Below are 19,907 nucleotides of genomic sequence, written 5' to 3'. Positions count from 1 at the left end.
CCCGACCCGTGTGCGTCGCCGTCCGCGGCGCCGTGGGCCGACGGCCCGAGGAGCCGTGGTACCCGGGCGCGCGGGCCGGTCAAACCCCAGGTCACACGGCCGATCGCCCCGGTTGCAGGCCACGGGGGGCTGCGGTTCGCTGGCCCGAGATGAACGTCAGTCAGCAGAGACCGGTGTCCGGGCCGGCCGCGGTCGACGACGCAGCGCTCGTCGCCGCGATGGAGGCCGCCCCGGCGGCCATCTGGTGCCTGGCCGGACCCGACCTGGAACCCATCTGGGCCAACGCGCGTGCCCGCGGCGTCGGGACGGCGCCCGGCGACGTCGCCGCGGCCGCCGGGATCGGGGTCGGGGAGCTGACCGGGGCGGTCGCCCGCGGCGGGGACGCCGAGACCGTGCACGGTGAGCCGGGGCCCGACGGCCGGTCGCCGACCGTCGTGCTCCAGCCGCTGCAGGTGCAGGGGCGGCCCGGCGTGCTGCTGGTCGTCCAGGGGGCCCCCGCCGAGCCGGGGGCCGCCTCCGCGGCCGGGGACGTCGTCGACCAGGTGCAGCTCTCGCTGCTGCCGCCCGCGCTGCCGCTGCTGCCGGACGTGCGCCTGTCCGGCGGCTACCACCGCGCCAGCTCCGTGCAGGCCGCCGGCGGCGACTGGTACGACGCCGTCCCGCTCGGCCGCGGCCGGGTCGCGCTGGTCGTCGGCGACGCCGTCGGCCACGGGGTGCCCGCCGCCGGGGCGATGAGCCGGCTGCGCGGCGCCATGCGCTCGGTGGCGCTGCGCGACCCCTCCCCGACGGCGGTCGTCTCGGCGCTGGACGCGTTCGCCGGGCAGATGGACGACGTCGAGGGCGCCTCGGTCTTCTACGGGGTGCTCGAGGCTGCCACCGGCCGGCTGACCTACGCCGCCGCCGGTCACCCGGCCCCGCTGCTGGTGCGCGCGGACGGCAGCGCGGACTTCCTCCCGCTGACACCCCGCCCGCCGCTGGGCAGCCTGCCCGGCGCACCCACCGTGGCCGCCGACGCGCAGCTGCCGCAGGGGGCCACCCTCGTGCTGTTCTCCGACGGCGCCGTGGCCACCTCCGGGTCGTCGTCGGCGGAGGGGCTGGACCGGCTGGCCGCGGTGTCGCGCACCGCGCTGGCCGCGCCGGGCGCCCTGGACGGCGACGCGTCGGGGGAGCTGGCCGCCGCCATCCTGACGGGGCTCGTGGACGCCGGGGAGCGCCCCGACGACATCGCCGTCCTCGTCGCGCACCGCCGCGCCGAGGGAACCGAGCCGCTGGACCTCGACCTGCCCGCCGTCCCGGCCGCGCTGCCGTCGGTGCGCCGGCACCTGGGCGCGTGGCTGTCCGGGCTGGGCATGGGCGAGCAGGACCGGGTGGGGGTCATGGTCGCGGTGGGCGAGGCGGCGGCCAACGCCGCCGAGCACGCCTACCGGGGCACCGAGCCCGGGCGGATGCAGGTGACCGCGGCGGTCGACGTGGACGGCCAGCTGACGGTCACGGTGCGCGACCAGGGCCGGTGGCGCCCGCCGGACCGGGACCCGGGCGACCGTGGCCGCGGGCTGCTGATCATGCGGCAGCTCGTCGACGGGGTGGTGCTGCAGGGCGAGCGCGGCACGACGGTCACGCTGAGCGTGCGGCTGCGGCGGCGCCCGGAGGACGACGACCGGCGCCGCGGGAGCACCAGTGCCGCCGACGTCGTCGTCGACCGCAGTGCCGAGCGGCCGGTGGTGCGCGCCGCCGGTCCGGTGGACACCTCCGGTGCCGAGCAGATGCGCATCCGGCTGCTCGAGGCCAGCCACGGCGGCACCGGCCGGGTCGAGCTGGACCTGGCCGCGGTCACCCTGTTCAGCAGTGCCGCGGTGCGGGTCGTCCTGGCCGTGGCGCGGATCGCCGGCGACGAGGGCTGGCGCCTGGTGGTGCACGCCCCGGCGGGTGGCGTGACCCGGCACGTGCTGGAGATCAGCGGGCTGGACGGGCTGGTCGAGCTGCGCTGACGGGCGAACCGCCGTCGTCCCGCGTTTGCCGGACGGCGGTGGTGCCCATCCCCGTGGGTGTGAGACTCCGCCGCAGCGACGTGCACGGCCCCGGCTACCGACGCCGGCGCGTCGGGCGGGGCTTCGCCTACTACGACGTCGACGGCTCGCTGATCCGCGACGAGCGGCTGGACCGCCTCCGGTCGCTGGTCATCCCGCCGGCGTGGAAGGACGTCTGGATCTGCCCGTGGCCGGGCGGGCACATCCAGGCCACCGGGGTGGACGCCGCCGGGCGGCGGCAGTACCGCTACCACGACGCCTGGCGCGCCAAGCGGGACGCCGAGAAGCACGAGCGCGTGCTGGAGATCGCCCAGCAGCTGCCCGACGTCCGCGACGCCATCGTCGAGGCGCTGTCCGGTGCGGGGCTGACCCGCGAGCGGGTGCTGGCCGCCTCCGTCCGGCTGCTGGACCTGGGCGCGTTCCGCGTCGGCAGCGAGCAGTACGCCGAGGAGAACGGCACGTTCGGCCTGGCCACGCTGCGCCGGGAGCACGTGCGGGTCCGGGGCGAGCAGGTCTTCTTCTCCTTCACCGCGAAGGGCAACAAGGACCGGGAGGTGGAGCTCGTCGACCGGCCGACCGCCCTGGTCGTCCGCGAGCTGCTGCAGCGCCCCGCGGAGACCGGGGAGGACCTGCTCGGCTACTGGGTCGAGGAGCCCGGGGGCGGGCGCGGCTGGCACGACGTCACGAGCACCGAGGTGAACGCCTACCTCAAGGAGGTCAGCGGGGCGGAGATCACCGCCAAGGACTTCCGGACCTGGAACGCCACCGTGCAGATGGCCGCCGTCCTGGCGCAGGAGGCGCCGCCGCGGTCGAAGACGGCGCGCAAGCGGGTGATCAGCGCGGCCTACCGGACCGTCTCGGAGCAACTGGGCAACACCCCGGCGGTGTGCAAGGCCAGCTACGTCGACCCGCGGGTGGTCGACCGCTTCGAGCACGGCGAGACCATCGCCGCCGCTCTGACCGAGGCCCAGGGTGCCGAGGGGGACCGGGAGGTGCAGCGCACGCTGGAGCAGGCGGTCTGCCGGTTGCTCAGCGCCTGAGGACGGCGAGGGGCCCCGCCGCGGCGGGGCCCCTCGCCGTGCCCGGCCCCGTCCGGAGGCTCGTCCCGAGCCTGCGAGGGATGAGGAGGACGGGGTCCTCCTTCAGCGGGTGCTGCCGTCGACGATCGTGAACAGGTCGATCAGGCCGGTGACCTCCAGCGGGCGGGTGACCGCGCGGGTGGTGGCCACCAGGCGCAGCTCGACGTCGCGGGAACGGGCGGACTTCTGCGTCTCGACGAGCACGGCCAGGCCGGCCGACCCCAGGAACTGCACGCCCGCCAGGTCGATGACCAGAGCGGAGGGCTGCTGCTCCAGCTGGGCGTCGAGGGAGGAGCGGAGCACCGGAGCGGTGAACGTGTCCACTTCGCCGACGACCGTCACCGTGACCACGCCGTCCTCACCGGTGGAGGTCGACAGCGTGATCACGTCGTCGAAGGGTGCCTCCGTGCCCTCGGTCGACACGTCGGGCTGCCCCTCGGCAGGTAGGTCGGATGTGGTCACGGGCGGAACTCCTCTCAGCGGCAGTACCCGGCGGCACGACCGCCCGGTGAATCTACCGCTGCGCGGCCCCCCGGATGTCGTGGCCCCCGGACACGCGCGTCTGCGAACGTGTCCGATCCCGGTGCTCCCGGGTCGGCCGCGGCTGCCTGCTCAACCGCACAGACAACGTAGACACGCGGACGCGGACGCGCCAACCCGCCTGGAGTGACACCACCGTCGCGGGTGGGCGACCTCGACGTCGGGGCCGGCCGCTCACGACGGCTCCCCGGCCGCGGCGCCGGCCCAGCGGGTCGACGGTCCGCACCGCTCAGTCGACGGCGTGGATCGCGGACTCCTCGGGGCCCTGACCGCCGGCCGCGGGGTCCAGGCTCGCCTCGACGTCGTCGGCGGTGCGGTTCGTGCCGGAGTCGGTGTCGGGGGTGGTGGAGTGGTCCTGCTCGAGCTGCCCGATGCCGCGGGCGGGGTCCTCGGCGGGGCGGACGTCGGGCTGGTCGTCGGGGACCTCGCGGTCCAGCCGCCCGGTCAGCGACTCGCCCTCGGACTGCTCCAGCGCCGTGGTGCCGAAGTCCAGGCTGGCGCTGGAGTCGGGGTCCTCGCCGGGGACGGGCGCGAACTGCGGGTCCTCCGCACCGGCCATCGTGGGGGAGTCGTCCTGGGCGACCTCGGGGAGGCCCTCGTCCTCGGGGAAGACGTCACGGGCGGTCTGGCCTTCGGTGGGCTGGCTCACGGGGTGTCCTCCTGGTGCACGGTGCGGCGGGGTGGCCCCGCGGGACGCGGCCCGGTCGGCCGCGGACTGGGTGTGCGCCTACCCGGTCGCCCGGCCGCCATGCGTGGGCTCCACCCGGTGCCGAGGCGCTCCCGCATGGCACCGGGGGAGGTGGGGTAGCGCGGCGGGCATGGCCGTCGCAGACGAGGTACAGCGGATAACTTCTCCCGTCCGCCGCTGGGCGCAGGCCCAGCAGCGGGCGTACACGCGTGGTGAGGACCGGCCGCTCGGCGGCTTCCTCGGCGCCATGGGCGTGTACAGCGGCGTGGTGGCCGCCGGTGCGGTCGCGGTGCGCGCGTCGGGCCGCCCCCTGCCCGAGCGGATCCCGCTGGGTGATGCGGTCCTGCTGACCGTCGCCACCTTCCGGCTGGCCCGCCGGATCGCGAAGGACCCGGTGACCAGCCCGCTGCGGGCGCCGTTCGCCACCTTCGGCGGCGCGTCGGGGGAGGCGGAGCTCGCCGAGGAGGTCCGCGAGCACGGCGGCTGGAAGCACGCCGTCGGCGAGCTGGTCACCTGCCCGTTCTGCCTGGCGCAGTGGGTGGGGACGGCGTTCGTCTTCTCCTACGTCGCCGCCCCGAACGCCACCCGCCTGGCGGCGCTGACGATGACGGCGGTCGCGGGCTCGGACGTCCTGCAGTTCGCCTACGACGCGATCCAGGACGACGTCACCGGAGGCGGCGAGGGCGAGGGCTGACCCCTCGGTCGGGGGAGGGCCGCGGCCGCAGACCCGTCACCACGCCCCCCGCGCGCCTATCCTGGTGATCTTGGCCGCCCGTCTTCCCCGCCCGCGGTCGCGGTCCCGAGTCTCGGACAGGAGCACGGCATGCGGTCGATCTGGCGCGGGGCGGTCTCCTTCGGCCTGGTCAGCATCGGCGTGAAGCTGTACACGGCCACCGAGGACCACGACATCCGGTTCAACCAGGTGCACGCCACCGACGGCGGGCGCATCAAGTACCGGCGGGTGTGCTCGATCGACGGCGAGGAGGTCGAGTACGCCGAGATCGCCAAGGGCTACGAGCTCCCCGACGGCCAGCTCGTGGTGCTCACCGACGAGGACTTCGAGGACCTCCCGCTGGCCTCGCGGCGGGAGATCGAGGTGCTGCAGTTCGTCGACCAGGACGAGATCGACCCGATCCAGTACGAGAAGACCTACTACCTGGAGCCCGACGCCTCGGCGACCCGCCCGTACGTGCTGCTGCGCGACGCGCTGGCGAACGCCGGCCGGGTGGCCATCACCAAGATCTCCATCCGCTCCCGGGAGTCGCTGGCGGCGCTGCGGGTGAAGGACGGCGTGATGGTGCTGCACACCATGCGCTGGCCCGACGAGATCCGCCGCCCCGACTTCGCGTTCCTCGACGAGGACGTCGCCGTGCGGCCGCAGGAGCTGCAGATGGCCGAGGCGCTGATCGGTTCCATGACCGGCGAGTTCGACCCGACGGAGTTCACCGACGACTACCGCGAGGCGATGGCCGCCCTGCTGGAGGCCAAGCAGAGCGGCGGTGAGGTGCAGCCGCTGCCGGAGACGGCGGACTCCGGCGCCGCCGTCGTCGACCTGATGAGCGCGCTGCGCCGCAGCGTGGAGGCCGCCCGCGGCGGCGCGCCGGCCGAGGAGGCGCCGGCCCGGCGGGCACCGGCGAAGAAGGCGACCGCCCCGAGGAAGGGCGCGCCGGCCCGCCGGACCCCGGCGGAGGAGCCTGCAGCGGCGCGCACAACGGCACCCAAGGCAGCGGCGAAGAGGACGACGGCGGGCAAGACGGCGGGCAGGAAGGCGGCGGGCGGGAAGGCGACGGAGGGGACGGCGGGGGAGACCTCGGCGGAGGGGGCCACCGCCGGCGCGCCGCGGGCCAAGCGGGCCCGCCGCACCGCCTGAGGTGCCCGCCCGGGGTGGCCGGCAGGGGGACGGCGACGCGTCCACCGGACCGCCCGTCGCGCCCATGCTGGCCACCCCGGGCGAGCTGCCACCGCCCGCGCACGACGGCGACTGGGGCTACGAGTTCAAGTGGGACGGCGTCCGGGCGGTCGCCGTCGTGGCCGCTGGGAGCCTGACGCTGTGGGCACGCAGCGGCACGGAGACGACCATCCGTTATCCCGAACTGCAACGGGTACCGGCAGCGCTCGCCGCGCACGACGCCGTCGTCGACGGGGAGGTGGTCGCCCTGGACGCCCGCGGCCGCCCGGACTTCGGCACGCTGCAGGGGCGGATGCACCGCACCGGCCCGGAGGTCGCCCGGATGGCCGCGGACGCCCCGGTCACCTTCCTGGTCTTCGACCTGCTGGCCTGGGACGGCCAGAGCCTGCTGGCGCTGCCGTACGCCCGGCGCCGGGAGCGGCTGGAGGCCCTCGGCGTCGCCGGCGGGCGGTGGGTGCCCACGCCGTGGTTCCGTGGCGGCGGGGCCGCGGTGCTGGCCGCCAGCCGGGACAACGGGCTGGAGGGCGTGGTCGCCAAGCGGCTGGATTCGCCCTACCGCCCCGGGGTGCGCGGTCCGGAGTGGCGCAAGGTCAAGAACGTCCGGACGCAGGCGGTCGTCGTCGGCGGCTGGCGACCCGGGCAGGGCCGGCGGGCCGGGGGAGTGGGGTCGCTGCTGGTCGGCGTGCACGACGACGCCGGCCGGCTGGTCTACGCCGGGCACGTGGGCACCGGCTTCACCGCCGCGGCCCTGCGGGAGCTTGAGCCGCTGTTCGCGGCGCGCCGCACGCCCCCGTTCACCGACGCGTTGCCGCGGGAGGTCACCCGCGACGCGCACTGGGTCGAACCCCGGCTGGTGGGGGAGGTGGCGTTCGCCGGGTGGACCGCCGACGGGCGGCTGCGGCACCCGGCGTGGCGCGGGCTGCGCGACGACCTGGGCCCGGAGGACGTGGTCGAGGAGTGGTGACCGCCGACCGGGTACTGGTACGGCCGTGAGCCGGCAGCTGGTGCGGGTCGAGGGGCGGCAGCTGCACGTCTCGAACCTGGAGAAGGTGCTCTTCCCCGAGGTCTCCTTCACCAAGGCCCAGGTCATCGACTACTACGTGCGCATCGCGCCGGTGCTGCTGCCGCACCTGTCCGGTCGGCCGGTCACGTTCACCCGCTGGCCCGACGGCGTGGAGGGGCAGGCGTTCTTCGAGAAGAACAGCGCCCGGCACGCCCCCGACTGGGTGCGGAAGGTGACGGTCCCCAGCCCGGGCAGCTCGCGGGGCCGGGAGACCCTCGACATGGTCGTCCTGGAGACCGTCGCCGACCTGGCCTGGGCGGCCAACCTGGCCGCCCTCGAACTGCACGTGCCGCAGTGGCAGGTCGGCAGCCGGCTGCAGCCGGCGCTGCCCGACCTGCTGGTGCTCGACCTGGACCCCGGGCCGGACGCCGGGATCCTGGAGTGCTGCGAGGTCGCCGAGCGGCTGCGCGACCAGCTGGTGGCCGATGGTCTGGACCCGGTGGTGAAGACGTCGGGCTCCAAGGGGATGCAGGTGTACGCGCCGATCCGGGTGGCCGACCGCGAGCACCCCAGCCGGTACGCCCGGGCGCTGGCCCAGCAGCTGTCCGGCGAGACACCCGACCGGGTCGTGTGGCGCATGGAGAAGGTGCTGCGGCCGGGCAAGGTGCTCGTCGACTGGAGCCAGAACAACCCGGCCAAGACGACCGTCGCCCCGTACTCGCTGCGGGCCTGCCCGGACGCGCCGGTGTCCGCGCCGATCGGCTGGGACGAGGTGGAGGCGGTGCTCGACGGGGCCGACCCCGGCTCGCTGCGGTTCCGGACCGACGAGGTGCTGGCGCGCGTCGAGGAGTACGGCGACCTCTTCGACGTCGCCGGCGCCCGGCGGGCCACCCTGCCGCCCGCCTGAGGAGGACCCCCTCCTCCCCACTCTTCGTCATCCGGCCTCGCCCGGAGGCTCAGCCCGAGCTTGCGAGGGGTGAGAGGGGCGAGGTCCTTCTACTGGCATCCTCGACAGCCGTGTCCGCCACCGCTGCACCGTCCCCGCCCGGCCTGCCCGACGACCGGCTGGCCGACGTCGGCCGGCTGGTCGTGCGCTGCCCCGACCGGCCGGGCATCGTCGCCGTCCTCAGCGGCCTGATGGCCGACGTCGGGGCCAACATCACCGACTCCCAGCAGCACTCCTCGGACCCGGTGGGCGGCACCTTCACGCTGCGGCTGGAGTTCTTCCTCGCCGACCTGGCCGCCCGCCGCCACCAGCTGGAGGGCGCGCTGGCGCTGCTGGCCCAGCAGTGGCAGTTCACCTGGCGGCTCACCGAGGCCACGCACCGGCAGCGGGTCGCGGTGTTCGTGTCGAAGACGGACCACGTGCTGCAGGAGCTGCTCTACCGGGTGCGCGCCGGCGACCTGCGGGCGGAGATCGCCGCCGTCGTCTCCAACCACCCCGACCTCGAGCCCGTGGCCCGCGGCGCCGGCGTCCCGTTCCACCACGTGCCGGTGACCCCGGAGACCAAGGCCGACGCCGAGGCGCGGGCGCTGGAGCTGGTCGGGGACGTCGACCTGGTGGTGCTCGCCCGGTACATGCAGATCGTCTCGGCCGACTTCTGCGCCCGGTTCCCGGAGCGGCTGATCAACATCCACCACAGCTTCCTGCCGGCCTTCGTCGGCGCGAACCCCTACCGCGCCGCGCACGACCGCGGCGTGAAGCTCATCGGCGCCACCGCGCACTACGTGACCCCGGACCTGGACGCCGGGCCGATCATCGAGCAGGAGGTCGCCCGCGTCGACCACCGCGCGACCGTGGAGGACATGCGCCGCATCGGCCGCTACGTCGAACGGCAGGTGCTCGCCCAGGCCGTCACCTGGCACGTCGAGGACCGCGTCATCGTGGACGGCGAGCGCACCATCGTCTTCGCCTAGCGTCTCCGGCCCCCGTGCAGGGGCCCGCCGCGAGCGTGCGAGCGGTGGGGGCACGGGGCGGCCCCATCCGGAGGCTCGCCCCGAGCGTGCGAGGGGTGAGGGGGACGGGGTCCTTGATTTGACTCAATCAAGGAAAGGGCGTTCCCTGGACTCCGATGGAGACGACCTGGCAGCACCGGCTGCGTTCGGCGGGGCTGCGCGTCACGCGGCCCCGGCTGGCGGTGCTGCAGGTGCTCGCCGGGCGTCCGCACGCGGACGTGGACACCATCGTCACCGCGGCCCGCGCCCTGCACCCGACGGTCTCGCCGCAGGCGGTCTACGGGGTCCTGGAGGCGCTGGTCGCCGGTGGCCTGGCCCGCCGGATCGAGCCCGCCGGTGCGCCGGCGCTGTTCGAGCTGCGGGTCGGCGACAACCACCACCACCTGGTCTGCCGCTCGTGCGGCGCGGTCGCGGACGTCGACTGCGCCGTCGGGGCGGCCCCGTGCCTGACGCCGTCGGACACGGCGGGTTTCGTCGTCGACGAGGCGGAGGTCGTCTTCTGGGGTCTGTGCCGCGCCTGCCGGGTAGGGACACCGGGAGTGACCACCCAGGTACTCCCGCACGACGATCGAGGAGGAGAACACGCATGACCGACGTCGCATCGCAGGGTCCGGCGGCCAGCGAGGCCGACCGCGCCGTCCTGACCAACCGTCAGGGCCACCCGGTCTACGACAACCAGAACTCCCGGACGGTCGGTGCCCGTGGCCCGGCCACGCTGGAGAACTACCAGTTCCTCGAGAAGATCAGCCACTTCGACCGGGAGCGCATCCCGGAGCGGGTCGTGCACGCCCGCGGCTTCGTGGCCTACGGCGAGTTCGAGGCCACCGGGACGTGGGGCGACGAGCCCATCGAGCGCTACACCCGGGCCAAGCTGTTCAACACGCCGGGCAAGAAGACCGACCTGGCCATCCGCTTCTCCACGGTCATCGGTGGCCGGGACTCCTCCGAGGCGGCGCGCGACCCGCGCGGCTTCGCGGTGAAGTTCTACACCGAGGACGGCAACTGGGACATCGTCGGCAACAACCTGGCGGTCTTCTTCATCCGCGACGCCATCAAGTTCCCCGACGTCATCCACTCCCTCAAGCCCGACCCGATCACCTTCCGCCAGGAGCCGGCCCGGATCTTCGACTTCATGTCGCAGACGCCGGAGGCCATGCACATGCTGGTCAACCTGTTCAGCCCGCGCGGCATCCCGGCGGACTACCGGCACATGCAGGGCTTCGGCGTGAACACCTACAAGTGGGTCAACGCCCAGGGCGAGACCGTCCTGGTCAAGTACCACTGGCTGCCCCGGCAGGGCGTCAAGAGCCTCACCGAGGCCGACGCCGCGGTGATCCAGGGCGGCGACCTCGGGCACGCCTCGAAGGACCTCTACGAGGCCATCGAGCGCGGCGACTTCCCGCAGTGGGACCTCTACGTCCAGGTGATGAGCGACGACGAGCACCCCGAGCTGGACTTCGACCCGCTGGACGACACCAAGGTGTGGCCGGAGAACGACTTCGAGCCCAAGCTGGTCGGGACGATGACGCTGAACCGCAACGTCGGCGACCACCACAACGAGAACGAGCAGAGCGCCTTCGGCACCGGCGTGCTGGTCGACGGGCTGGACTTCTCCGACGACAAGATGCTGGTCGGCCGGACGTTCTCCTACTCCGACGCCCAGCGCTACCGGGTCGGGGCGAACTACCTGCAGCTGCCGGTGAACTCCGCCAAGAACGCCCGGGTGGCCACGAACCAGCGCGGTGGCCAGATGTCCTACGGCGTGGACCTCGGGGCCGGGCAGAACCCGCACGTCAACTACGAGCCGTCGATCACCGGCGGCCTGCGCGAGGGCCAGTACCCCACGCACGACGAGCAGGGCCCGCTAATCGCCGGCCGGCTGACCCGCAAGCGGATCCCCCGGACCGACGACTACACCCAGGCCGGGCAGCGCTACCAGCTCATGGAGCAGTGGGAGAAGGACGACCTGGTCGCCAACCTCGTCGAGCTCATCGGACAGGCCGCCCGGCCGGTCCAGGAGCGGATGGTGTGGCACTTCCTCATGTGCGACGACGAGCTCGGTGCCCGCGTCGGCGAGGGCCTGGGCATCAGCGCCGACGACGTCCGTGGCCTGGAGCCGCTGCAGTCGCAGACCCTGTCGGAGGCCGAGCTGCAGCGGGCGGCCAACCTCGGCAAGAACGGCCCGCGCGACGTCACCGGCCTGACGATGACGCACACGGTGCCCAACGAGCGGGTCGTCCTGGCCGGCTAGGAACAGGACTCCCTGCCCCTGCAGGGGGCCGTTCCAGTCCTCACCGAGCGGCGGGCCGCGACCGGGATCCCCGGTCGCGGCCCGTTCCGCTGTCCGGGCGGTCAGACCGGGCGGGCCAGCAGCTCCTCCAGCGCAGCGTCGACGAACGCGTTGTCCGCCGGGTTGAGGCCCAGGCCGCCGAAGTGCCCCCAGGTGGTGTCGATGACCCGCACCTCGCCCTGCGGGATGAACTGCGCGGCCCACTGCTCGTCCTCGGGCGGGAAGTAGAGGTCCGTCCGCGCGGGCATGGCCACCACCGGGCAGCGGATGGAGCGCAGCGCCGCCTCGGTGTCCCCGTCGAAGCCCGGCGTGCGGCCGACGTCGCCGTGCTCCCAGGTCCACAGCATGGCCAGCAGGTTGTTCGGGTCGCGGTCGGGGTCCAGCCAGAACCCCTCCCAGAACCCGACCAGGAAGTCCTCCAGCGAGGAGAAGCCCATGCCGCGGTACTCCCGGCCCCAGTAGAACGCCTGGGACAGCCCCCACCCGGCGTAGATCCGGGCGAAGGCCCGCAGGCCGGCGGTGGGGCGGGCGTCCGGGGCGTACTCGCCGCCGCGGAACGCGGGGTCCAGGGTGAGGGCGGCGCGCAGGCTCTTGATGAAGACCTGGTTGTGCTCGCTGGTCCGGCTGGAGCCGACGATGGGCGCGGCCCGCTTGACCATCTCCGGGTGGCTGACCGCCCACTGGTAGGTCTGCCCGGCGCCCATCGAGGAGCCCAGCACCAGCTCGACGCTCTCGATGCCCCACTTCCCGGTGAGCAGCCGGTGCTGGGCCTCCACCTGGTCGTGGAAGGTCACCCGCGGGAAGTGCGGCCCGTCGAACGGCGGCGGGGTGGTGCTCGGCGAGCTGGACAGGCCGTTGTTCAGCTGGTTGGGGACGACGACGAAGTACCGGTCGGGGTCGCAGGCCAGGCCCGGGCCGATCGACCACTCGTTGGCGTCGTGCCAGGCGCTGAACCAGGTGGGGTGCACGATCACGTTGGAGCGGTCCTCGGCCAGCGTCCCGTACGTCTTGTAGGCCAGCTGCGCGCCGCGCAGCGTCCCGCCGCTCTGCAGGGGCAGGTCACCGAGGTCGAACAGCTCCGCGTCGGTCGGTCGGGGCACGGCAGTCCCTTCCACGTGGAAGTGTCGGGTGCAGCCTGCTCGCCGGTCTGCCGGCGGCGCAACCCGGGCGGTCAGCCGGTGGCCAGCCGCTCCAGCAGCCGGCGCAGGGTGGCGGCCTCCCGGGCCGACAGTGCGGCCAGTCCGTCCCGCTCGGCGTCGGCGATACGCGGGGCCAGCGACCGGCACAGCGCCCGGCCCCGCTCGGCGGCGTGCACGAGCACCCGCCGCCGGTCGGCCGCGTCGACGTTGCGGTAGACCAGCGAGCGCTCCACCAGCCGGTCCACGACGCGCGTCGCGGTCGGGGCGGGGATCCGCGTGCGGGTGGACAGGTCGCTCATCGACAGCGGGCCCTCGTCGAGGGTCCGCAGCACCCGCCACTGGTCCAGCGTCAGGTCGCAGGACGCGAGGATCTCCTGCACCCGCCCGGCCAGCCCGGTGGCGACCTGCCGCAGCAGGTCGACGTGCGGGGTGTCCGGCGGCATGGGGTCGTCCTCTGAGCGGCGGGATCGGGCGGCGGGCGCCCTTCCCATCGGAGGGGCGGGTCAGCAGAGTGGTCTCGGCGCCCCGATCCTCGCAGAGGCGGCGGGGCGCGCCACTGCGTCCCACCCGAGGGGGGTCGATGCACCGACCGGCCAACGTCACCCGCATCGCGCTGGTCGTCCCGCTGCAGGGGCCGGCGGGGATCTTCGGTCCCTCGTGCGAGGCGGTCGCCGCGACCGCCGTCCGGGCGGTCAACGACACCGGCGTGCTCGGCCGGGAGGTGGCCGTGGAGGTGGTCGACGGGGGTGCCGACCCCGAGCGGGTCGGCGCGGCCGTCGGGCGGCTGGTCGACGAGGGCCGTGTCGACGCGGTCACCGGCTGGCACATCTCCGCCGTCCGGCACGCCGTGGCGCCGGTGACCGCCGGTCGCGTGCCCTACGTCTACACGTCGCTGTACGAGGGCGGGGAGGAGCGGCCGGGCGTGTTCTGCTCGGGTGAGACGCCGGCCCGCCAGATCGCCCCGGCGCTGCGCTGGCTGCGCGACGTGTGCGGCGTGCGCCGGTGGTTCGTCGTGGGCGACGACTACGTGTGGCCCCGCGTCTCGGTCGCGGTCACCCGGGAGTTCGCCCGCGAGCTGGACCTGCGGCTCAGCGGCACCGCCTACGTGCCGCTGGGCACCGCCGACTACGGCGACGTCGTCGAGCGCGTCGCGCGCAGCGACGCCCAGGGGGTGCTGCTCTACCTCGTCGGCCAGGACGCGGTGGCGTTCAACCGGGCGTTCGCCGCGCGCGGGCTGCAGGAGGACCTGGTCCGCTTCACCCCGCTCATGGAGGAGAACATGCTCCTGGCCAGCGGGGCCGAGGCGACCGGCAACCTGTTCGTCTGCGCGGCCTGGTTCCGCTCGCTGGCCACCCCGTCGGCGCTGGACCTCACCGGCGCCTACGCCGACCAGCACGGCCCGGACGCCCCGCCGCTGAACAACGCCGCCGAGTCCTGCTACGAGGGGCTGCTGGCGCTGGCGGCCCTGGCGCGGCGGGCCGGCACCCTGGACGTCGCCCGGATGGCGGCGGTGGCCGACGGGGTGGGCTGGGACGGCCCCCGCGGCCCGGTCGCCTTCGCCGGCAACCAGCTCCGGCAGCGGGTGCACCTTGCGGTGGCCGACGGCTACGACTTCGACGTCCTCGCGGAGCTGTAGGCCGCCGCCGGGTTGCGCCGGCCGTCGCAGGCCGGGACAGTCCTCCCACCGAAGCTTCCACGTGGAAGGAACCGCGGCCATGGCGACGTACGTGTTCCGCTGCCCGGACGACGCGGAGTTCGAGGTGGTCGTGCCCATGACCGCGGTCCGCCCGACCCACCCGTGCCCGGCCTGCCGGGCGGACTCCGCGCGGGTGTACACGGCCCCAACGCTGTCCACGACGCCCGCCGCGCTGTCCCGCGCCGCGGCCGCCGCCGACGCCAGCGCCGAGACGCCGCAGGTGGTCCGCTCCCTGCCGGCGGGCGCCCCACGCCCCCGCGGCCGGCGATGGAGCCCGGTCACCGGGGCCGCCCCGGTGACCGCCGCCCGGCGCCCGGCCGGCCCGCACCAGCCCCTGCCCACCTGGTGACCGGCGGGGAGCGCCGCTCCCCGTCCCCGAGCGAGAGGAACCGCCGTGCCCGACGTCGTCTTCAGCGTCGACCAGAGCAGGTCCATGCGCGACCAGGCCGTCCCCGGCCACAACCGGTGGCACCCGGACATCCCGCCGGCGGTCACCGTCCGGCCGGGGCAGGACATCCGGGTGGAGTGCCGGGAGTGGACCGACGGGCAGATCCTGAACAACGACTCGGCCAACGACGTCCGCGACGTCGACCTGTCCCACGCGCACATGCTGTCCGGGCCGATCGCGGTGGAGGGCGCCGAGCCCGGTGACCTGTTGGTCGTCGACATCCTCGACCTCGGGCCGGTGCCGCAGACCCAGGGTCCCAACTGCGGGGAGGGCTGGGGGTACTCCGGCATCTTCGCCAAGGTCAACGGCGGCGGGTTCCTCACCGACTACTACCCCGACGCCTACAAGGCGATCTGGGACTTCCGCGGGCAGACCTGCACCTCCCGCCACGTGCCCGGGGTGCAGTACACCGGCATCACCCACCCCGGCCTGTTCGGCACCGCCCCGTCGGCGGACCTGCTGGCCCGCTGGAACGCCCGGGAGCGCGCGCTCATCGCCACCGACCCGGACCGGGTGCCGGCCCTCGCGCTGCCGCCACTGCCGGACAACGTGCTGGCCGGCACGGCCACCGGCGACCTGCTCGAGGCGATCGGCCGGGACGGCGCCCGTACCGTGCCGGCGCGGGAGAACGGCGGCAACCACGACATCAAGAACCTCACGCGCGGCAGCCGGGTCTTCTACCCGGTCTGGGTCGACGGCGCGCTGCTCTCCGGCGGCGACCTGCACTTCAGCCAGGGCGACGGCGAGATCAACTTCTGCGGCGCCATCGAGATGGGCGGCTTCATCGACTTCCACGTCGACCTGATCAAGGGCGGCATGGAGACCTACGGCGTCACCACCAACCCGATCTTCATGCCCGGCCGGGTGGAGCCGCGCTACTCGGAGTTCCTCACGTTCATCGGCGTCTCCGTCGACCACCGCGACGACACCAACGCCTACCTGGACGCCACGCTGGCCTACCGCAACGCCTGCCTGAACGCCATCCGCTACCTGGAGAAGTGGGGTTACACCGGCGAGCAGGCCTACCTCATCCTCGGCACCTCGCCGATCGAGGGCCGCATCGGCGGGGTGGTCGACATCCCCAACGCCTGCTGCTCGGTGTTCCTGCCCACGGAGATCTTCGACGAGGACATCCGCCCCGGCGGGCAGGGACCGCAGCGCCGCGACCGCGGGCAGGTCTGCGTCACCTCCTGAGTGCGCGGCGCTTCCACTGACCGGGAGGTCGGGCTGGGAGGAGTGGCCCGGGTCACCTAGCGTCCTGCGCGGGTCCGCACCGTCGCGTCAGGAGGCACCATGAGCACCGCACCGCCGTCCCCGGCCGCCGCGACGGGGACACGGGCGCGCGCCGCCGAGTGGGTCGCGCCGCTGTGCTGGGTCGCCGTCCTGCTCGACGGCTTCGACCTCGTCGTCGTCGGCACGGTCATCCCCACGCTGCGCACGCCGGAGGAGTGGGGGCTGTCCGGCAGCGGGGCGACCGCGGTCATCACCGTCGGGCTGCTCGGCATGATGGTCGGCGCGCTGACCATCGGCACCCTCACCGACGTGGTCGGCCGCCGGAGGGCGCTGATCGGCGCCGTCGCCGCGTTCTCGCTGCTCACCCTGCTGTGCGCCTTCGCGCCCAACGCCGCGGTCTTCGGTGTGCTGCGGTTCCTCGCCGGCATCGGCCTGGGCGGCTGCCTGCCGACGGCGATCGCGATGGTCAACGAGTTCAGCCGCAGCGGGCGCAGCGGCCGGGCGACCACCACGATCATGACCGGCTACCACGTGGGCGCGGTCGCCACCGCCGCCCTGGCGATCGTCGTCATCCCCACCCTGGGCTGGCGGGCGATGTTCGTCATCGGCGCCCTGCCGGCGCTGGTGCTGGTGCCGCTGATGGTGCGCCACCTGCCGGAGTCGGCCGGCTACCTGCTGGCGCAGGGCCGGTGCGCGGAGGCCGAGGAGGTGGCCCGCCGGCACGGGCTGACCCTGGACGACGCCCCCGTGCCGGCCGGCGAGGAGGGCGCCACGGGTGCGGCGGCCACCGTGCGCACGCTGTTCACCGCCGGCCGGCTGCGCAACACCGTGGCGGTCGGCGTCACCTCGTTCATGGGCCTGCTGCTGGTCTACGGCCTGAACAACTGGCTGCCGACGATCATGCGCGAGGCCGGCTACGACCTCGGCTCCTCGCTGGCGTTCCTGCTGGTGCTCAACGTGGGCGCGATCGTCGGACTGCTGGTCGCCGGCACGGTCGCCGACCGGGTCGGCGCACGCACCGCGGGGATGGCCTGGTTCGCCTCCGGCGCGCTGTTCCTGGCGCTGCTGTCCGTCCGGCTGCCCACCGCCGGGCTGTACGCCATGTGCTTCCTCACCGGCTGCTTCGTCTTCAGCGCCCAGGTGCTCGTCTACGCCTTCGTCAGCGCCCACCACCCGCCGCAGGTCCGCGCGACCGCGCTGGGCTGGTCGGCCGGGGCAGGGCGGATCGGCGCCATCGTCGGCCCGGTGGTCACCGGGGCACTGGTCACCGCCGGGGTGGCCTTCCCCTGGGGCTTCTACGTCTTCGCCGTGGTGGGCGTCCTCGGCGCGATCGGGATGAGCACCACCCGGACGCGCTGAGCGTCACCCGCGCCGTCCGCCCGCCAGTCGAGGCCCCGTCCGGAGGCTCGCCGCGAGCTCGCGAGTGGTGCGAGGGACGGCGGCCCCGTCCCGGGTCCCGCCCCGAGCCTGCGAGGGGTGGGGAGGACGGGGTCCTTGCGTCAGTCCCCGCGGCGGCGTTCCTGCTCGGCGAGGAACCGCTCGAACTCCGCCCCGAGCTCGTCGCCGCTGGGCACCTCGCCGACGTCGCCGAGCAGGTCGCTGCCCGCGCGCGCGGCGGTGAACTGGTCGAACTGCTGCTCCAGCGCGGCCACCACCGCGGTGTTCTCCGGCGACCGGGCGATCTGCTCGTCGACCTCGGCGCGGTGCGCCTCCGCGGCCTCCCGCAGCGCCTCGGTCGGCAGCTGCAGCCCGGTCAGCCCGGACAGGTGCTCCAGCAGGGTCAGCGAGGCGGCGGGGAAGGTCGCCTGGGTCAGGTAGTGCGGCACGTGCGCGGCCACCCCGCACGCGTCCACGCCGGCCTCGCCCAGCCGCAGCTCCAGCAGCGCGGCGATGCTGCCGGGCACCCGGATCTCACCCCAGTAGACCGGGTACTCGGCGATCAGCGGGCGACGCGTCGCGTGCGCCGTCACCGTGACCGGACGGGTGTGCGGCACCGGCATCGGGATGGCCTGCAGCGCCACGACCGTGCCGACGCCGAAGCGCTGGACCAGCCCGCGGACGGCGGTCACGAACGCCTCCCAGGCGAAGTCCGGCTCCGCGCCGTGCAGCAGCAGGAACGGCCGCCCGCCGTCGTCCTCCAGGGCGTACAGGGTGATCTCCGGCGCGGCGAAGGACTCGTAGCGGTCGCCGTTGAAGGTGATCCGCGGCCGGTGCGCGCGGTAGTCGACCAGGCCGTCGACGTCGAAGCGGGCGACCACCCGGTGCGGCAGCTCGCGCAGCAGGTGGGCGCCGGCCAGCGCCCCCGCGGACGCCGCGTCGAACTCACCGGCCAGGTCGTGCACCAGGACCAGCCGGGGGCCGTCGTCCCCGGCCGCGCGGGCCAGGAACGGCTCGGCCTCGGGGAGCAGCTCGACGAGCTCCTCCGGTCGCTGCGCCACGGTGGTGCCTCCCTCGTCCCGGACTCGCCGACTACAGCCCCGCCCGCGGCGGGCGCATTCCCCGCCGCCTCAGGCGGGTGGGCGGGCCGGCCCGTCGTCCGCCGCGCCGGTCGCGGTCTCCCCGTCCTCGTCCCCCGGGACGTCCCGGTGCCCGGGGGTGGCGACCCGCTCCCGGACGACGGTCGCGCCGGTCTCGTCCCCGGTGACCTGCACCCGGGTGCCGTCGTCGGCGATCTCCGGTGTCCGCCCGTCGAGCTCGTCGCGCAGGTACCGGTAGACGACGGCGATCAGCGCGGCCACCGGGACGCCGAGGAAGGTGCCCAGGATGCCGTACAGGCTGCCGCCGAGGGTGACCGCCAGGATGACCACGGCCGCGTGCAGGTTCAGCCCCCGGCCCTGCAGGATCGGCTGCAGCACGTTGCCCTCGACCTGCTGCACCACCAGCACGATCACCAGCACGATGAGCGCGGTCTGCCAGCCGTTGCTGACCAGCGCGACGATCACGGCGAAGAAGCCCGCGACGAAGGCACCGATGATCGGGATGAACGCCCCGAAGAAGGTCAGCACGGCCAGCGGCAGCACCAGCGGGACGCCGAGGATCCACAGCCCCAGGCCGATGAAGAAGGCGTCGATGAAGCCCACCAGGGCCTGCTGGCGGATGAACTCCGACAGCGTGCTCCAGGTCTTGTAGGACAGCGCTCCGACGTGCGGGGCGACCTTCGGGCCTGTCTGCGCGGCCAGCCAGGGCAGCCAGCGGGGGCCGTCCTTGAGGAAGAAGAAGACCAGCACCAGGGCGAGCACCAGGTTGAGCAGCAGGCCGCCGACGGCCGTCGCGCCGGTGAGCGCGTAGCCGGCGATGTTCTGCGCGTTGCCCTGGATGGTGTTGATGACCTGGTCGACCGCGTTCCCAATCTGGTCCTCGCCCAGGTTGAGCGGCGGCCCGCTCACCCACTCCTGGACGTCCTGCAGCCCGGCGGTGGCCGCGTCGGCCAGCTCCTCGGCCTGGTCGGCGACCTGCGGGACGATCCAGGAGAACAGCCCCACGATGACCGCCAGGAAGCCCAGCAGCACCACGAGCGCGGCCAGCGCGGCGGGCAGGCCCGCCCGGCGCAGCAGCCGGGTGGGCGGCCACAGCACGGTCGCGAACAGCAAGGCCAGGATGACCGGCAGCAGGACGGGCCACAGCATCCCCAGGACCCAGCCGACCACCACCAGCCCGGCTGCGATGACCAGCAGCTGCGCCGAGGCGATGGCCAGTGCCCGGACGCCCTTCTGCAGCCGGGGCCCGCGCTCCGCACTGGGTGCCGGGCTGGAGGTCGCCGCGGCGGTCGGGATGCTGGCGAAGCTGGGGGTCCGCGCGCTCGCGGTGGGCAGCTCGCCGGGCGGCTCGGTGGACGACGCGCCCGCGCCGGAGGGCAGGCGGGGCCTCATGCGACTGGTCACAGTCGTCATCACTACCCC

The 19,907-nt window shown here is 74.4% G+C and carries 19 protein-coding genes; 13 read left to right on the top strand and 6 right to left on the bottom strand.

Translation table 11 applies throughout. The annotated features are described in order from the left end of the window. Positions 1 to 173: 173 nt before the first annotated feature. Together RTG05_RS12650 and RTG05_RS12645 are read left to right on the top strand one after the other, a co-directional pair. Entirely contained in the window at positions 174 to 1,988 is a 1,815-nt protein-coding gene (locus RTG05_RS12650; protein ID WP_315911849.1) for a SpoIIE family protein phosphatase, read from the top strand. Positions 1,989 to 2,047: 59 nt separating this feature from the next. Further along, a complete protein-coding gene (locus RTG05_RS12645) occupies positions 2,048 to 3,067 on the top strand; it encodes a DNA topoisomerase IB (protein WP_315911848.1) in 1,020 nt (339 codons plus the stop codon). A gap of 102 nt (positions 3,068 to 3,169) precedes the next feature. On the opposite strand, the gene RTG05_RS12640 is transcribed toward RTG05_RS12645, so the two are convergent. Further along, complete coding sequence (locus RTG05_RS12640) at positions 3,170 to 3,568, bottom strand: STAS domain-containing protein (RefSeq protein ID WP_166528934.1); 399 nt, start codon at positions 3,566 to 3,568, stop codon at positions 3,170 to 3,172. 307 nt (positions 3,569 to 3,875) lie between these two features. After that, positions 3,876 to 4,295 (bottom strand): hypothetical protein, encoded by a 420-nt coding sequence (locus tag RTG05_RS12635; protein ID WP_166528933.1) that lies wholly within the window; start codon positions 4,293 to 4,295, stop codon positions 3,876 to 3,878. Positions 4,296 to 4,464: 169 nt separating this feature from the next. Between RTG05_RS12635 and RTG05_RS12630 the strand changes: the two genes are divergently transcribed. The 7 genes from RTG05_RS12630 to RTG05_RS12600 all read left to right on the top strand — a co-directional run bounded on the left by RTG05_RS12630 (position 4,465) and on the right by RTG05_RS12600 (position 11,453). After that, entirely contained in the window at positions 4,465 to 5,028 is a 564-nt protein-coding gene (locus tag RTG05_RS12630; protein ID WP_166528932.1) for a DUF1360 domain-containing protein, read from the top strand. A 129-nt stretch (positions 5,029 to 5,157) separates the two neighbouring features. Then, on the top strand, positions 5,158 to 6,204 hold the full coding sequence (locus RTG05_RS12625) for a non-homologous end joining protein Ku (RefSeq protein ID WP_315911847.1): 1,047 nt from the start codon (positions 5,158 to 5,160) through the stop codon (positions 6,202 to 6,204). A 64-nt stretch (positions 6,205 to 6,268) separates the two neighbouring features. Beyond that, positions 6,269 to 7,207, top strand: coding sequence for a non-homologous end-joining DNA ligase (ligD, locus tag RTG05_RS12620; protein WP_208105060.1), 939 nt, complete (start codon positions 6,269 to 6,271; stop codon positions 7,205 to 7,207). 25 nt (positions 7,208 to 7,232) lie between these two features. Then, positions 7,233 to 8,153 carry a non-homologous end-joining DNA ligase gene (ligD, locus tag RTG05_RS12615; RefSeq protein ID WP_166528930.1) on the top strand — a complete coding sequence of 307 codons (921 nt, stop codon included), beginning with the start codon at positions 7,233 to 7,235 and terminating at the stop codon, positions 8,151 to 8,153. A gap of 110 nt (positions 8,154 to 8,263) precedes the next feature. Next, positions 8,264 to 9,163, top strand: coding sequence for a formyltetrahydrofolate deformylase (gene purU, locus RTG05_RS12610; protein ID WP_315911846.1), 900 nt, complete (start codon positions 8,264 to 8,266; stop codon positions 9,161 to 9,163). A gap of 155 nt (positions 9,164 to 9,318) precedes the next feature. Beyond that, the gene (locus RTG05_RS12605) at positions 9,319 to 9,792 is read left to right on the top strand and encodes a Fur family transcriptional regulator (RefSeq protein WP_166528929.1); all 474 of its coding nucleotides are present in this window, start codon (positions 9,319 to 9,321) and stop codon (positions 9,790 to 9,792) included. After that, positions 9,789 to 11,453 carry a catalase gene (locus RTG05_RS12600; RefSeq protein WP_166528928.1) on the top strand — a complete coding sequence of 555 codons (1,665 nt, stop codon included), beginning with the start codon at positions 9,789 to 9,791 and terminating at the stop codon, positions 11,451 to 11,453. Before RTG05_RS12605 ends, RTG05_RS12600 begins: the two co-directional genes overlap by 4 nt. Before the next feature lie 101 nt (positions 11,454 to 11,554). Here RTG05_RS12600 and RTG05_RS12595 read toward each other — a convergent pair whose 3' ends face one another. Together RTG05_RS12595 and RTG05_RS12590 are read right to left on the bottom strand one after the other, a co-directional pair. Continuing rightward, on the bottom strand, positions 11,555 to 12,592 hold the full coding sequence (locus tag RTG05_RS12595; RefSeq protein ID WP_166528927.1) for an alpha/beta fold hydrolase: 1,038 nt from the start codon (positions 12,590 to 12,592) through the stop codon (positions 11,555 to 11,557). Positions 12,593 to 12,663: 71 nt separating this feature from the next. After that, positions 12,664 to 13,074: a MarR family winged helix-turn-helix transcriptional regulator gene (locus tag RTG05_RS12590; RefSeq protein ID WP_166528926.1), complete on the bottom strand. Its 411-nt coding sequence runs from the start codon at positions 13,072 to 13,074 to the stop codon at positions 12,664 to 12,666. Positions 13,075 to 13,211: 137 nt separating this feature from the next. Between RTG05_RS12590 and RTG05_RS12585 the strand changes: the two genes are divergently transcribed. From RTG05_RS12585 to RTG05_RS12570, 4 genes are all read left to right on the top strand, one after another. Further along, positions 13,212 to 14,267, top strand: coding sequence for a substrate-binding domain-containing protein (locus RTG05_RS12585; protein WP_166528925.1), 1,056 nt, complete (start codon positions 13,212 to 13,214; stop codon positions 14,265 to 14,267). 79 nt (positions 14,268 to 14,346) lie between these two features. Further along, positions 14,347 to 14,676: an FmdB family zinc ribbon protein gene (locus tag RTG05_RS12580; protein ID WP_166528924.1), complete on the top strand. Its 330-nt coding sequence runs from the start codon at positions 14,347 to 14,349 to the stop codon at positions 14,674 to 14,676. A gap of 45 nt (positions 14,677 to 14,721) precedes the next feature. Continuing rightward, complete coding sequence (gene fmdA, locus RTG05_RS12575) at positions 14,722 to 15,969, top strand: formamidase (protein WP_166528923.1); 1,248 nt, start codon at positions 14,722 to 14,724, stop codon at positions 15,967 to 15,969. Between the two features lie 99 nt (positions 15,970 to 16,068). After that, positions 16,069 to 17,367, top strand: coding sequence for an MFS transporter (locus RTG05_RS12570; protein WP_166528922.1), 1,299 nt, complete (start codon positions 16,069 to 16,071; stop codon positions 17,365 to 17,367). Between the two features lie 140 nt (positions 17,368 to 17,507). Here the strand turns inward: RTG05_RS12570 and RTG05_RS12565 are convergent, their stop codons facing one another. Further along, the gene (locus RTG05_RS12565; RefSeq protein WP_166528921.1) at positions 17,508 to 18,446 is read right to left on the bottom strand and encodes a proteasome assembly chaperone family protein; all 939 of its coding nucleotides are present in this window, start codon (positions 18,444 to 18,446) and stop codon (positions 17,508 to 17,510) included. Positions 18,447 to 18,515: 69 nt separating this feature from the next. Next, on the bottom strand, positions 18,516 to 19,877 hold the full coding sequence (locus tag RTG05_RS12560; protein ID WP_315911845.1) for an AI-2E family transporter: 1,362 nt from the start codon (positions 19,875 to 19,877) through the stop codon (positions 18,516 to 18,518). Positions 19,878 to 19,907: the final 30 nt, after the last annotated feature.

Origin of the sequence: Geodermatophilus sp. DSM 44513, from assembly GCF_032460525.1 — a bacterium.
Taxonomy (GTDB): Bacteria; Actinomycetota; Actinomycetes; order Mycobacteriales; family Geodermatophilaceae; genus Geodermatophilus.
Note: the sequence above shows the minus strand (reverse complement) of the source record. Positions and strands in the feature narration are given on the sequence as shown.